The organism is Nocardia gipuzkoensis (genome assembly GCF_021183645.1).
GTDB classification, from domain to species: domain Bacteria; phylum Actinomycetota; class Actinomycetes; order Mycobacteriales; family Mycobacteriaceae; genus Nocardia; species Nocardia abscessus.
This window is the reverse complement of the sequence record NZ_CP089225.1, coordinates 943,777-956,704: the sequence shown is the minus strand read 5'-3', so window position 1 is coordinate 956,704 and position 12,928 is coordinate 943,777. Positions and strand designations below refer to the sequence as shown.

11 protein-coding genes are annotated in these 12,928 nt (G+C 70.5%); 6 read left to right on the top strand and 5 right to left on the bottom strand.

Going from position 1 to position 12,928, the window contains the following annotated elements; translation table 11 throughout:
- Positions 1-69: 69 nt before the first annotated feature.
- From LTT66_RS04455 to proB, 5 genes are all read left to right on the top strand, one after another.
- Entirely contained in the window at positions 70-3,270 is a 3,201-nt protein-coding gene (locus LTT66_RS04455; protein ID WP_233064088.1) for a translation initiation factor IF-2 N-terminal domain-containing protein, read from the top strand.
- Positions 3,271-3,607: 337 nt separating this feature from the next.
- Positions 3,608-3,919, top strand: coding sequence for a 50S ribosomal protein L21 (gene rplU, locus LTT66_RS04450; protein WP_043688633.1), 312 nt, complete (start codon positions 3,608-3,610; stop codon positions 3,917-3,919).
- Positions 3,920-3,941: 22 nt separating this feature from the next.
- The gene (gene rpmA / locus LTT66_RS04445; RefSeq protein WP_043688634.1) at positions 3,942-4,208 is read left to right on the top strand and encodes a 50S ribosomal protein L27; all 267 of its coding nucleotides are present in this window, start codon (positions 3,942-3,944) and stop codon (positions 4,206-4,208) included.
- Between the two features lie 122 nt (positions 4,209-4,330).
- Positions 4,331-5,785: a GTPase ObgE gene (obgE, locus tag LTT66_RS04440; RefSeq protein ID WP_233064079.1), complete on the top strand. Its 1,455-nt coding sequence runs from the start codon at positions 4,331-4,333 to the stop codon at positions 5,783-5,785.
- A gap of 54 nt (positions 5,786-5,839) precedes the next feature.
- Positions 5,840-6,982: a glutamate 5-kinase gene (gene proB / locus LTT66_RS04435; RefSeq protein ID WP_408638821.1), complete on the top strand. Its 1,143-nt coding sequence runs from the start codon at positions 5,840-5,842 to the stop codon at positions 6,980-6,982.
- 784 nt (positions 6,983-7,766) lie between these two features.
- On the opposite strand, the gene LTT66_RS04430 is transcribed toward proB, so the two are convergent.
- The 3 genes from LTT66_RS04430 to LTT66_RS04420 all read right to left on the bottom strand — a co-directional run bounded on the left by LTT66_RS04430 (position 7,767) and on the right by LTT66_RS04420 (position 10,282).
- Positions 7,767-9,113, bottom strand: a complete 1,347-nt coding sequence (locus LTT66_RS04430; RefSeq protein WP_233064077.1) for a hypothetical protein — start codon at positions 9,111-9,113, stop codon at positions 7,767-7,769.
- Positions 9,110-9,484, bottom strand: coding sequence for a hypothetical protein (locus LTT66_RS04425; protein WP_181721350.1), 375 nt, complete (start codon positions 9,482-9,484; stop codon positions 9,110-9,112). Before LTT66_RS04425 ends, LTT66_RS04430 begins: the two co-directional genes overlap by 4 nt.
- Before the next feature lie 93 nt (positions 9,485-9,577).
- Entirely contained in the window at positions 9,578-10,282 is a 705-nt protein-coding gene (locus LTT66_RS04420; RefSeq protein ID WP_233064075.1) for an ESX secretion-associated protein EspG, read from the bottom strand.
- 269 nt (positions 10,283-10,551) lie between these two features.
- Between LTT66_RS04420 and LTT66_RS04415 the strand changes: the two genes are divergently transcribed.
- Entirely contained in the window at positions 10,552-10,905 is a 354-nt protein-coding gene (locus tag LTT66_RS04415) for a hypothetical protein (protein WP_233064066.1), read from the top strand.
- A gap of 43 nt (positions 10,906-10,948) precedes the next feature.
- Here LTT66_RS04415 and LTT66_RS04410 read toward each other — a convergent pair whose 3' ends face one another.
- Together LTT66_RS04410 and LTT66_RS04405 are read right to left on the bottom strand one after the other, a co-directional pair.
- The gene (locus LTT66_RS04410) at positions 10,949-12,043 is read right to left on the bottom strand and encodes an acetylserotonin O-methyltransferase (RefSeq protein ID WP_233064064.1); all 1,095 of its coding nucleotides are present in this window, start codon (positions 12,041-12,043) and stop codon (positions 10,949-10,951) included.
- Positions 12,044-12,083: 40 nt separating this feature from the next.
- Positions 12,084-12,866, bottom strand: coding sequence for a MerR family transcriptional regulator (locus tag LTT66_RS04405; protein ID WP_233064062.1), 783 nt, complete (start codon positions 12,864-12,866; stop codon positions 12,084-12,086).
- Positions 12,867-12,928 lie beyond the last annotated feature (62 nt).

The following is a 12,928-nucleotide window of genomic DNA, read 5'->3' as shown; positions in this document are numbered from 1 at the left end:
GACAGCGCCCCCGCGTCGGCCGCGTCACTCCCGCCGGGAGGGACGCGCCCGGGGGCCCGAGGAGACTTCGTGGCCGATCAAGAGCCGCTGGAAACAACATCACAGGATGCCGAACAATTGCCGGAGCGAATCCGAGTTCATGCACTCGCCAAGCTGCTGGGGGTAACGAGCAAGCGCGTCCTGGCCAAGCTGACCGAGCTGGGGGCCGACGCGCGTAGCGCGCAGTCGAACGTCGACCGGGCCGTCGCGGAGTCGGTGCGCGACGCCTTGGTGACCGTCGAGGCGGACGCCGAGCAGCCCGCCGCACAGGCGGAGGCCCCCGCACCGGCGCAGCCCCCCGCGCCCGCCGACGAGGCCCCCGCCCCGGCGGCGGCCGAGCAGGCGGTACCCGCCCCGGAAGCGCGGACCGAGACCCCGTTCACCGGTACGGGCGTCATCTTCTCCGCACCGGATGTGGTGAGCGCCACACAGCCGTCGACCGGCGCCGCTGTGGCCCCGCCCACCCAGCTCTTCACGCACTCGGTGCGCCCGGAGCCGGAGCCGGTCGCCCCGACGGTGTTCGAGTCCGCGGCCGTCGTACAGGCCCCGCTGTTCCTGCCGCCGGATGCCGCGGCCGCCGAGGCGGCGCGCAGACAGCGACGCGCCGAACGCGAAGCCCGGCGCACCGAAGAGGCCGCGCCCGAGCCCGTCGAGACCGCGCCCGAGCCCGTCGAGGACGAGACCGAGGCAGGCGAGGACGAGACCGAGTCGGCCGACCAGCAGGGTGACACCGACGGCCAGCCGCGCCGCAGGCGCCGTGGCCGCCGTGGCCGTGGCCGTGGTCGTGGCGAGCAGCAGTCCGACGGCGACGGCGACGGCGAGGAAAGCGAGTCGGACACCGAGACCGAGGACGAGTCGGCTCCCGAGACCACCGAGGCCGCCGAGGCGGAATCCGGCGAGACCGCCGAGGGCGAGGACGAGGACGGCGTGCCGGAAGGCTCCAGCCGTCGTCGCCGCCGCCGTCGTCGCCGCAAGGTGGCGGGCGACTCCGGCGAGAACGAGCCCGCCGACGACGATCCGCCCAACACGGTCGTGCACGAGCGCGAACCGCGCAACAAGAGCCGCAGCCGTGTCGCGGTCGACGAGGTCCAGGGCATCACCGGCTCCACCCGGTTGGAAGCCAAGCGGCAGCGCCGTCGCGACGGGCGCGAGGCAGGCCGCCGCCGCCCGCCGATCCTGACCGAGTCGGAATTCCTGGCCCGGCGCGAAGCGGTGGACCGGGTCATGGTCGTGCGCGAGAAGTCCTTCCCGGACCACCCCACCGCGACGCAGGTGGCCGTGCTCGAGGACAACGTCCTGGTCGAACACTTCGTCACGAGCACCGGCTCGGCGTCCATGGTCGGCAACGTCTACCTGGGCCGGGTGCAGAACGTGCTGCCCAGCATGGAGGCGGCGTTCGTCGACATCGGCCGCGGCCGCAACGGCGTGCTGTACGCCGGTGAGGTCAACTGGGAGGCCGCTGGGCTCGGCGGCAAGGAGCGCAAGATCGAGCAGGCGCTCAAGCCGGGCGACCAGGTGCTGGTCCAGGTGAGCAAGGACCCGGTCGGCCACAAGGGCGCCCGCCTGACCACGCAGATCAGCCTGGCCGGACGGTTCCTGGTGTACGTGCCGGGTGGCACCTCCACCGGGATCAGCCGCAAACTGCCGGACACCGAGCGCAAGCGTTTGAAGGAGATCCTGCGCGACATCGTGCCTGCCGACGCCGGTGTGATCATCCGCACCGCCTCCGAAGGCGTCAGCGAGACCGAACTGGCCCGCGACGTGGACCGGCTGCAGGCGACCTGGCGCACGATCCAGGAGCAGACGGGCAAGGACAACAACGCGCCCAAGACGCTGTACGAGGAGCCCGACCTCCTGGTCAAGGTCATCCGCGACCTGTTCAACGAGGACTTCTCCAGGCTGGTCATCGAGGGCGACCGGGCCTGGAGCACGGTCGAGAAATACATCGGCACCGTCGCGCCGGACCTGCTCGCCCGAGTGTCCCGGCACGACAACAACGGCGTCGACGTGTTCGAGACCTACCGGATCGACGAGCAGCTGGCCAAGGCGCTGGATCGCAAGGTGTGGCTGCCCTCGGGCGGCACCCTGGTGATCGACCGCACCGAGGCCATGACGGTGATCGACGTGAACACCGGCAAGTTCACCGGTTCCGGCGGCAGCAACCTGGAGGAGACGGTCACCAGGAACAACCTGGAGGCGGCCGAGGAGATCGTGCGCCAGATGCGGCTGCGCGACATCGGCGGCATGATCGTGGTCGACTTCATCGACATGGTGCTGGAGTCCAACCGCGACCTGGTGCTGCGCCGCCTGACCGAGGCGCTGGGCCGGGACCGCACCCGCCACCAGGTCTCCGAGGTCACCTCGCTGGGCTTGGTCCAGATGACCCGCAAGAAGCTGGGCACCGGCCTGGTCGAGGCGTTCTCCACCACCTGCGAGCACTGCCACGGTCGCGGCATCCTCGTGCACGCCTACCCGGTGGAGCCCGGTTCCGGCGAGGAAGCCGCCGGGCGCCCCCGGGAGAGCGGTTCGCGCAGGCGCCGTGGCCGGGACAAGGGCGCGGCCGCACCCGCGCAAGCTCAGCCTGCGAACGGGTCCGGTCCCGCGGTCGAACAAACCGAGGAGGAAGCGGCCGTCAAACGGGCGCATCCGGTGGCGCTGGCGATGGCCGCGCACCACTCCGACGAGCCCGAGCAGGAACCGGCCGAGGCCGCGAGCGCCGAGGGTGCCGTCGCCGAGGAGCGGGTGGTCGAGGAAACGGTCGAGGCCGCGGTCGCGGTGCCCGCTGAGGAGCCGGAGACCGAGCCCGCCGAAGTCGTCGAGGTCGTCGAGCAGGTCGAGAAAATCGAACCGGTGCGGGCGGAGGAGGCCGCCACCGCAGGCCGAGCCGCTGACGAGCCCGAGCCGGTTACCGAGCCTGCCCCGGTTACCGAGCCTGCCCCGGTCACCGAGCCTGCCCCGGTCACCGAGGCGGCCGCCGAGGCCGGTGCGCAGGCGACCACCAACGGTGCCGCCGAACCCGAACCGGCCCGTCCGGCGCGTCGCCGGCGGGTTGCCCGTTCGGCTGCCGCGCCCGCCGCGGACAGCTCGGGAGCGGTGTTCGTGCTGCCCACCGCGGAGCAGGCGCCCACGCCCGCGGTCGACTACTCCCAGCCGCAACCGGTCGAATTGCCGCAGCGCAGCCGGCCACGCAGGCGGGCGGTCGGCCGCCCGGCAGGTGCGCCGGACGCGTAGGAGCGAGTCGTCACTCAGCGCGCATGGCCCCCGCCGGTCTCTCCGGCGGGGGCCACGTGCGTCCCGCCGGCGAACCGGTGGCATGCGGGTAGGGCGCGCTCGGACGCCGGTTTGGTCGTCGCGGTAGCCGTCCTGTAATCTTGGACAGTCGCTGCCCGGTGACAACATATTTTGTCTTCGTGGCCCGGTTCTCGCAGTTCGATACCGAGGGTCACCAGGCGCCGAGGCGGTGGCGATTACCAGACCAGTCGTGTGGCGGTTTCCGGTGGCATCAAACCGGAGGAGTCGCCGCGTGAGCAAGTGCCGAGCACTATAGAGGAAGAAGGGCAGCCGACCGATGGCAACGTACGCGATCGTCAAGACCGGCGGAAAGCAGTACAAGGTCGCGGTCGGTGACCTGGTGAAGGTCGAGAAGATCGAGGGTGCGCCGGGCACCGCCGTGGCGCTGGATCCGGTTCTCGTCGTCGACGGCGCCGAGCTGACCACCGACGCCGCGAAGCTGGCCGAGGTCTCCGTGGCCGCCGAGGTGGTCGAGCAGACCAAGGGCCCGAAGATCCGCATCCACAAGTTCAAGAACAAGACCGGCTACCACAAGCGCCAGGGCCACCGTCAGCCGCTGACGGTCCTGAAGGTCACCGGCATCAAGTAAGACATCCCGAGGAGAACCAGCTATGGCACACAAGAAGGGCGCGTCCAGCTCCCGGAACGGACGCGATTCCAACGCCCAGCGACTCGGCGTCAAGCGCTTCGGCGGCCAGACGGTCAAGGCGGGCGAGATCCTGGTGCGTCAGCGCGGCACCCACTTCCACCCCGGCGTGAACGTCGGCCGTGGCGGTGACGACACCCTGTTCGCCCTTTCGGCGGGCGCGGTCGAGTTCGGTACCAAGCGTGGACGCAAGACCGTCAACATCGTGGCCCCGGAGCCGGTTCAGGCCTGACCGCCGAACCACTTCCGGATATACAGCGAGCGGGTCAGGGTCTCGAAACCCTGGCCCGTTTTTCGTGTTCTCGAACGACCAGCCCCGAGTACGACCAGTCCAGAAGGAGGATGATTCGGCGTATGTCCAAGTTCATCGACCGTGTCGTACTGCATGTGCGTGCGGGTAACGGCGGCCACGGCTGCGCCTCGGTGCACCGCGAGAAGTTCAAGCCGCTCGGCGGGCCCGACGGGGGTAACGGCGGCAACGGCGGGGACGTGATCCTCGAGGTCGACTCCAACGTGCGCACCCTGCTGGACTTCCATTTCCACCCGCACGCGAAGGCGGGCAACGGCAAACCGGGTGAGGGCGGCAACCGCGACGGCAAGCAGGGCAGCGACCTGGTGCTGCAGGTGCCCAATGGCACCGTGGTGCTCGACGACGACGGCAAGGTGCTGGTCGACCTGGTAGGTGCGGGCAACCGGTTCATCGTCGCCCGCGGCGGCCGCGGCGGGCTCGGCAATGCGTCGCTGGCCTCGAAGGCCCGCAAGGCGCCGGGCTTCGCGCTGCTCGGCGAGGACGGCGAAGAACTCGACCTGGTTCTGGAGCTGAAGTCGGTGGCCGATGTCGGGCTGGTCGGCTTTCCCTCCGCGGGCAAGTCGTCGCTGGTCTCGGTGCTGTCGGCGGCCAAGCCGAAGATCGCCGACTACCCGTTCACCACACTGGTCCCCAATCTCGGCGTCGTCGCCAGCGGCGACACCACCTTCACCGTCGCCGACGTACCCGGCTTGATTCCGGGGGCCAGCGAGGGCCGCGGCCTGGGGCTGGACTTCCTGCGGCACCTCGAGCGGTGCGCGGTGCTCGCCCATGTGGTGGACTGCGCGACGCTGGAGCCGGGGCGCGACCCGGTGTCCGACGTCGACGCGCTCGAGGCCGAACTCGCCGCTTACAAGCCCGCGCTGAGCGCGGACGCCGTACTCGGCGACCTGGCCGACCGGCCGCGTGTGGTGATCTTGAACAAGATCGACGTGCCCGACGCCGCCGAACTGGCCGAAATGGTGACCCCGGAGTTCACTGAGCGGGGCTGGCCGGTGTTCGAGATCTCCGCGGTGAGCCGCGCGGGCCTGCGTCCCTTGACCTTCGCCCTCGCCGACCTGGTGCGCAGGTACCGCGAGGAGCATCCGCAGGCGGCGCCCAAGCGTCCGGTCATCCGTCCGATCGCGGTGGACGAGGCAGGCTTCAGCGTGATCGCCGACCCGCAGGAGCCGGGCGGTTTCATCGTGCGCGGCACCCGGCCCGAGCGCTGGGTGCGACAGACTCAATTCGACAACGACGAGGCCGTCGGTTATCTGGCCGACCGTCTGGCCCGCTTGGGCGTGGAGGACGAGCTGGTGAAGCTGGGCGCCGAGCCGGGAGCGCCGGTGACCATCGGCGCCGTGACGTTCGAGTGGGAGCCGCAGATCTCGGCGGGCATCGACATGGTGCCCACCGGGCGCGGCACCGACATCCGGCTGGAGCAGTCCGACCGGGTGAGCGCGGCCGAGCGCAAGCACGCGTCGCGGGTGCGCCGCGGGCTGGTCCAGGACGACGAGGAGTAGGGCAACCGCCCTGACTACCGTGGATTCGATTGTGGTGCAGGGAGTTCGGTGGCGATGCAGGTAAGGTCTATTTCCGCCCAGGCGGATTCGCCGGGCCTGAGCGACGCCCGGCTGGCGATCGCGGCGGCGCGCCGGGTCGTGGTGAAGATCGGTTCGTCGGCGCTGACCAGTCTGAAGGGCGGCCTGGACACCGCGCGGCTGGATCGGCTCGCCGACGCGGTGGAGGCGCGGATGCGCGCCGGATCCGATGTGGTCGTGGTGTCCTCCGGCGCGATCGGCGCGGGTATCGCCCCGCTCGGCCTGTCCAGCCGTCCGCGTGATCTGGCGACCAAACAGGCCGCTGCGAGCGTCGGGCAACTGGCGCTCGCGCACGCCTGGGGCACCTCGTTCGCCCGCTACGGCCGCACGGTCGGCCAGGTGCTCTTGAGCGCCGACGACTTCGCGCGCCGCGAGCACCACCGCAACGCGCAGCGCACCCTCGATCGCCTGCGCTCGCTCGGTGCGGTGGCCGTGGTGAACGAGAACGACACGGTCGCGACGGAAGAGATCCGCTTCGGCGACAACGACCGGCTCGCCGCGCTGGTCGCCCACTTGGTGGGCGCCGACGCGCTCGTGCTGCTGTCGGATGTGGAAGGACTGTACGACGGCGACCCGCGCAAGGGCGCGGCCACGCTGATTCCCGAGGTGCGCAGCAGCGCCGACCTGGACGGCGTCATCGCGGGCAGCGGGGGCGCGCTCGGTACCGGTGGCATGGCGTCCAAGTTGTCGGCGGCGCGTCTGGCCGCGGACGCGGGCGTGCCGGTGCTGCTGGCCGCCGCCACCTCGGCCTCCGCCGCGCTGAGCACCGGCACCGTCGGCACCGCGTTCGCCGCACGCCCGGTGCGGCTGTCCGCCCGGAAGTTCTGGGTCCGGCACGCCGCGGACAGCCGCGGCGCGCTGCTGATCGACGACGGCGCCGTCCAAGCGGTGGCGCACCGGCGCCGGTCGCTGCTCGCGGCCGGCATCGTGGGCGTCCGGGGCCGCTTCTACGGCGGCGACGTGGTGGATCTGGTGGCCCCCGACAACCGGATCGTCGCCCGGGGCGTCGTCGAATACGACAGCACCGAACTGGCAGGCATGCTCGGCCGCTCCACCGCCGAACTCCCCGACACGATGCAACGCCCCGTCATCCACGCCGACGACCTGGTCAAGGTCTGATCGCATAGCGAATGCCCGGCCGCGTGGGCCACGCGGGTCCGCGCGTTCGCTCGGCCGCGGCACCACCCATGACCGAGAATCCATTCGGTCGTGCACCCGCAAGCATGTTTCACGGGCGGCGGATCTCCGGCAAGCGCTGGTCGCTGGCGGACTGTTGTGGCGAGGCGAGCCGGACCAGGCCCGGCCGTTCGCGAAAACCGGCTGACGCCACGGTGTTCTGTGGTGGCCGGGGTGGTCGAGACGGCGTGACGACGGCATCCGTATGCGGGTGCGCTGTGGTCGAGTGCCCGCGGCTGTAAATCAGGGTGGCGCGATCGGGCGGTACGGGTCGCGGACCGGTATGGGGTTTGGGTCTGTCGGTTCCTGATGAGGGCCTGCGGTGGTGCGGGAGAGGTCGGGGCAGGTCTATCCCGGCTTCGCTTGCTCCTCTATGCCGTACGACTTTCGCGATGGGTGGATCTCGGTTGTAGCAGGACACGGCCATGCACGGGATCGACCCGTCGGCCATCCAATAGCTGCGGTGCTCCGTGGCGGATGGGGCCCGGCGATCGGCACGGCGCTGTGCCTGTCGCGACTCGAATGCGCTGGGGTCGAGCGTCTTCGGCGCATATCAGGGATCGCGGTGATCGCGCGATGGGTCGGCCGCGTTGCCGTGCAGCGCCGTGGTTGTAGGCCGGAGCGGGACGCGACAGTTCGCGGCGGCTGTCGGCCAGAACTGTGCCGCCGGCCTGGCCGAAAACTGCCGACGGCCACCGCCGTGGTGACGGTGTTCGAGGATCGGCCGTCAGGACGGGACGACGCCGGGTTGGTTGGTCGTGGGTATCTGCTGTTGGTTGCCTTCCACCGGGCCGGTGACGCCGGGTTGGCCACCGGGGTCGGGCATCGGGACCTCGGGGCCGGCAGGACCGGGTACCGGGGGCTGCGCGGGGGGTGGGCTCGGTGGTGCGGGTGGAGGGGGTGGCGGCGCCGACGGGCTCGGTGGCGGGGCCGGTTCCGGGCTCGGCGGTGCCGGTGGCGGTGCCGACGAACTCGGCGGTTGCACTGGTTCCGTGCTCGGTGGTGTGGGTGGAGGCGGTGGCGGTGCCGACGGGCTCGGTGGCGGGGTTGGTTCCGGGCTGGGCGGTGCGGGTGGTGGCGGTGCCGACGAACTCGGCGGTTGCACTGGTTCCGTGCTCGGTGGCGTGGGCGGTGGCGGTGCCGATGAGCTCGGCGGCTGCACGGGCTCCGGGATATTCGGTGTGGGAGAAGGACTCGGTGGCGTCGGTGTGGTGGACGGCGCCTGCTGTGTCGGCGGAGCCGGCTGGGGGGACGGTGTCGGCTCCTGGGACGGTGTGGGGTGTGGCGTCGGTGTCTGGGTGGACGGCGCCTGCTGCGGCGGGGGAGCCTGCTGTGTGGGTGGCGCCGAAGGGGGCTGCTGAGTCTCCGGCTTCGCCTGGGCGGGTGGTGCCGGATTGTGCGACGGCTCGGACGATTCCGGCGCGGCAGGTGCCGGTTGCGGTGTCTCCGGCGACCATTGGCCATTCGGTGACGTTTGCTCGGGCGTGGCGTATCTGGGTGCGCCAGGGGACACCGACCGCGGCGCGGACGGCGCCGTTATCGCGGGGGGCGGGGGCAGCGCGGGCACGGCGGTACCCGCCGCGGAATAGGCGGGTTTGTAGACCATGTTCATCGCGAGCACGGCCTCTTGGCGCATCGCCTCCTGCGCCATCTGCGCGTTGATGACGTGCGCTGCTTCCAGCAGTTGCGCGATCGCGCCGACGGGTCCGGAAGCGCCGGGCGGCACCACCGCCAGCTTCACCGCCTCGGCGGCCGCGGCGACCCCGCCGAGCCGGGCGCCCACCTGGCCGAGCACGGCGGCCAGCTCGTCGGCCGACGCCGCGAAACTGCGGGCGGATGCCTGGGCGGCGTCGGCCGCGGCGCCTTTCCATTCGGCCGAGTCCATCACGCGGTCCGCACCGCCGCGGGTGAGCGGGAACGATGTGGTGAGCGCCCCGGCCACCTCGATCCAGATCGCCGACGCGCGCAGTACCTGCGCCGCGTCGATCTGCTGTGCCTTCGCGTAGATCTCCTCGTGGCGCAGCGACTCGAAGTGCTCCATCGAGTTGATGTAGGTGGGATCGGAACCGGTCATCGGGGCAACCTCGTCTGGACCGCGCGCAGGGCGGCGGCGCCGGCGGCGTCGGCCTCTTCGAACAGTCCTCCGCTGATCAAGAACGCTTCCTTCATGCGGTAGGCCGCCTCGATGTAGTGGTCGAGCAGAGCCGCCGCGTCACGCGCCTTGTGGCTGAAGCCCGCCTGCAACTGCTGGGCGGAGACGAAACCACCGAAACCTCCTAGGTCCGCGGCGGATTCGAGGCGTTGCTGTAGGTGGATCAGCCGGTCGGCCTGCCGTTCGTACATGTCGGCGCATTGCCGAGCCGCCGCCGGATCGAACTGGACGGTCCCGGCCTGCGCGGCCTCCTTGAATCGCGCGATATCGGCTCGGCTGGTCTCGATCGTCATCGCTCACCCCTGAGATCGGTCGGTCCGCCCCAGACTAACCGGAAGCCGAGTGCCGGGTCAGTAATAGTCGGCGCCCACGGCCGCCGAAACGAGTTATACCGGGATGCGCTTTTGCAATTGGATGGCGATCTGCTCGGCGGATGCGGGGGCGATGCGCACTTCGTCGCCCGCTTTGATCAGGTATCTTCCGTCGTTGCGCACGTCGATCCAGGTGTAGTGGATCGGTGGTGGCGGCGTCGGGCGATCGAGCCGCGGTTCGATTCTGATGTGACCTTCGGCGGTATGCGGCTCGAGCAGCAGCTTGCGAATCCGCGGCGCGGCCTGCTGGCGCGCGCGCACCGTCTCCTGGTCCCGGACCGCGTCGCCGGACGCGACCCGGGCGGGTTCGCGGCCCGCGGGAGTCTTCGGCAGCAGCGCCGCGATCCGGCGGCCGAGTTTCGCGCTGTGCCCGATCGAAATACGCACGTGCCCACCGAAATCCGGGCTCGCGCCGGGTTCCTGCACCGCGAGCACGGCGCGGTCGTAGATGGCGGCGGCCAGCAGCCGCAGTTCGCTGCCCGGCTGGTGCGCGCCGCCGATCGCCACGATCCTGGTGTGCGGCTTGGCCAAAATGCGCAGGCAAGCCGAGAGGTCGGGGTCGGAGCCGACCGGCAGCCGCTCGGCGAGGACGATGCGCAACTTCTCCGCCTCGTCCTCGGTGCGGGGCGTCTCCAGGATGCGCAGCGGGTACGGGTGTCGATCCAGGTCGGTCTCGCGCCAGATATGGGCGAACTCGTCCGGAGTGAAGGTCCATTCCACGGCCGCATCACATCCTCACGAACCCGCCGATGCTGCTCGTAGCCTAGCGGTTCCGACGTCCGGACCGCAGATCTCCCACGCGAGCACGCCACGGTCCCGGCGGACGTGCCCGGTATCCAATCTGAAAACCGTGATTTCGTGACGGTGTCGCGCTCGACCGCGCCCTGCGATTCTGCTGGAATATCCGAAAGGGTTCGCCGGACGTACAAGGGGCGAAACCCCGCACAGCAACAACCGGGTACGGCCGAGATATGCCGAGGAGGATTGCGGTGCACACCATGATGCGGCGCGTGGGCGCGGGAACCGGTCTGCTGTTTCTGGTCGGCGGTGTCGCCTTGGCCGGAGCCGGGCCCGCCGCCGCCGAGCCGACCGGCTGCTACGTCGACCGCGGCGTCACCGACGCGGCCGCCCTGTGCCACAGCGGCGAGGGCGTGTCGGTGCTGGACGCCGAGTGCTTCGGTCTTCTCCTGCCGTCGGTGCGGTCCGGGCCGGTGCTCGGCTACTACAGCGGCTTCGAGTCTCAGGAGACGCCGGTCGGCAAGCCGATGCGCGTCACCTGCATGGCCGACGGCGCCGTAGGGATCGCCACCCTGGCGTTCGTCGTCCCCGCCCCGGCGTTGTAGCGGGAAATTCGTTCGACCGGAGCGGGTTTCGCCGTTCGAGCGGTCAACTCGGCCGGGCCTCCAGCACGTTGTCCGGAGAGGCCGTCGGCACGCACCGAATCAGCGTGAAGCCGTGCCGGGCCAGGAACTCGCGGTACTCCGCTTCGGTCCGTTCCCGGCCGCCCGTATTGACCAGCATCTCCAAGTCGATGAATTTGCTCGGGTGCGGTGCGGTGTGCTCCGGGACGACCAGTTCGACGATCAGTAAGCGGGCGTCGGGAGCCATGGCCGCTCGCAGTGTGCGCAGAATTCGCGCCGCGTCCGGTTCGGCCCAGTCGTGCAGGATGTGCTTGAGGATGTAGGCGTCGCCGCCTTCGGGAACCCGGTCGAAGAACGATCCGCTCTCCACCGCGCAGCGTTCGGCGAGGCCGAGCTCGGCGAGCCGGGCGGGCGCCGAGGCGACCACCTCGGGCAGGTCGAAGAGGACGCCACGCGATCGGGGCGCACGGCGCAGGATTTCGGTGATCAGCGTTCCTTCGCCGCCGCCGACGTCGACCAGGGTCTCGTAGCGGCCGAAATCGTAGGCGGCCAGCAGCGGTTCCATCGCCAGGGTGGCGATGCTGGTCATCGCGCGGTCGAACAGCTCGCCCAGTTCGCGGTCGTGCTGGACGTATTCGAAGAACGGCATCCCGTCGAGCTTCTCGCCGACCGGCTCGCCGGTGCGCACGGCCTCGACCAGGTGCGTCCAGTGGTTGCGGTGACCGGGCGAACCGAAGAACAGCACGGCGTCGCGCAACGATACGTCCGCATCGCGGCGCAGAGCCCGCGCCATCGGCGTCAGTGCGTATCGTCCGTCGCGCCGCTGCGTGAAGATGCCGTGACTGATCAGCAGCCGCAGCAACCGGCGCAACGCGTCCTCGTCGGCGCCGACCGCCGCCGCGAGCTGCGCGCCCGACCGCGGTCCCGCCGCGAGCTCGTCGGCCACGCCGAGCGCCGCGGCGGCATGGATGGCCTGGGTGATCCATCCGGCCGCGATCAGCTCCATCAGCGCGACGTGGCCCGGCACCAATTTGCGGAACGCGACGGCCAGCGCGCCGCGCACCGATTCGACGGCCCGTACCAGCGGCAGCGGAGGGATTCTCGGTCGGTCGGACGCCACGGCGACTCCATCCGTCGAAGGTCGGCACTCTGCGCTTTGTCTAGGAGGGTACGTCGCGACCGGATTCGCTGCGCTGTTTCTCTCGCTCGGCCGCCGTGGCGAGGTAGTCGCCGAGTTCGCGCCGCAGCGTGACGTCCATCGAGCGGGCGAGCGTGGCGTGCACCGAGGCCACGGCGAGTTCGCGCATCTTGTTGAGCATCGTTGTGGTGTCGGCGATTTCGCTGCTGGTGTCGGGCATCCAGCCGGGGCCGTGCTCATCGATGATGTGCTGTTTGGCGGCGGTGATCATGATGTGGGTGATGTCATCGATCCGGTCGGCCACCTTGGCGTAGATCTCGACGAGCGTGCGCAGTTCGAGCCCGTATTCGTGCAGTTCGGCGAACGAGGTGAGCAGCTGGGTCTCGGTGAACACCACAGTGTCGCCTTCCAGCCGGACCAGTTTCATCTCGCGCAGCCGGTCGACCAGCTCGTCGGCCTCGGAGCCGAGAATGGTGCCGATCAGCTCGCGGGGCACCTCGAAGGTCTCGTCCTTGGCCCAGGACGCCGTGACGGCGTGTTGCAGGCCGAGCACCTCGGTGAGGTCCTTGCCGGTCTCCCAGCTGGTGATGAAGTCGGCGATGTGCGCGGTGGTGAAGCCGCGTTGCAGCAGCGCGTCGATCAGGCGCAGCCGCTCCAGGTGCGCGTCGTCGTAGATACTGGCTCGGCCGTCCTTGCCGACCGGTGGCGGCAGCAGACCGCGTTCCTGGTAGGCGCGCACGTTGCGGGTGGTGGTGCCCGCGGCGCGCGCGAGGTCATCGATCCGGTACTCCGGCGTCGACCTCACCTCCCTCGCTGACCACGGCGCCGATGGACCGGCGGCGCGCTGCTGAACTCCCTGCGGACCGA

Excerpts from the sequence above, each read along its gene's own strand:
- proB (WP_408638821.1), top strand. The coding sequence starts at position 5,840 with ATGCAGGTAAGGTCTATTTCCGCCCAGGCGGATTCGCCGGGCCTGAGC.
- LTT66_RS04430 (WP_233064077.1), bottom strand. The coding sequence starts at position 9,113 with ATGACCGGTTCCGATCCCACCTACATCAACTCGATGGAGCACTTCGAG.
- rplU (WP_043688633.1), top strand. The coding sequence starts at position 3,608 with ATGGCAACGTACGCGATCGTCAAGACCGGCGGAAAGCAGTACAAGGTC.
- obgE (WP_233064079.1), top strand. The coding sequence starts at position 4,331 with ATGTCCAAGTTCATCGACCGTGTCGTACTGCATGTGCGTGCGGGTAAC.
- rpmA (WP_043688634.1), top strand. The coding sequence starts at position 3,942 with ATGGCACACAAGAAGGGCGCGTCCAGCTCCCGGAACGGACGCGATTCC.
- LTT66_RS04425 (WP_181721350.1), bottom strand. The coding sequence starts at position 9,484 with ATGACGATCGAGACCAGCCGAGCCGATATCGCGCGATTCAAGGAGGCC.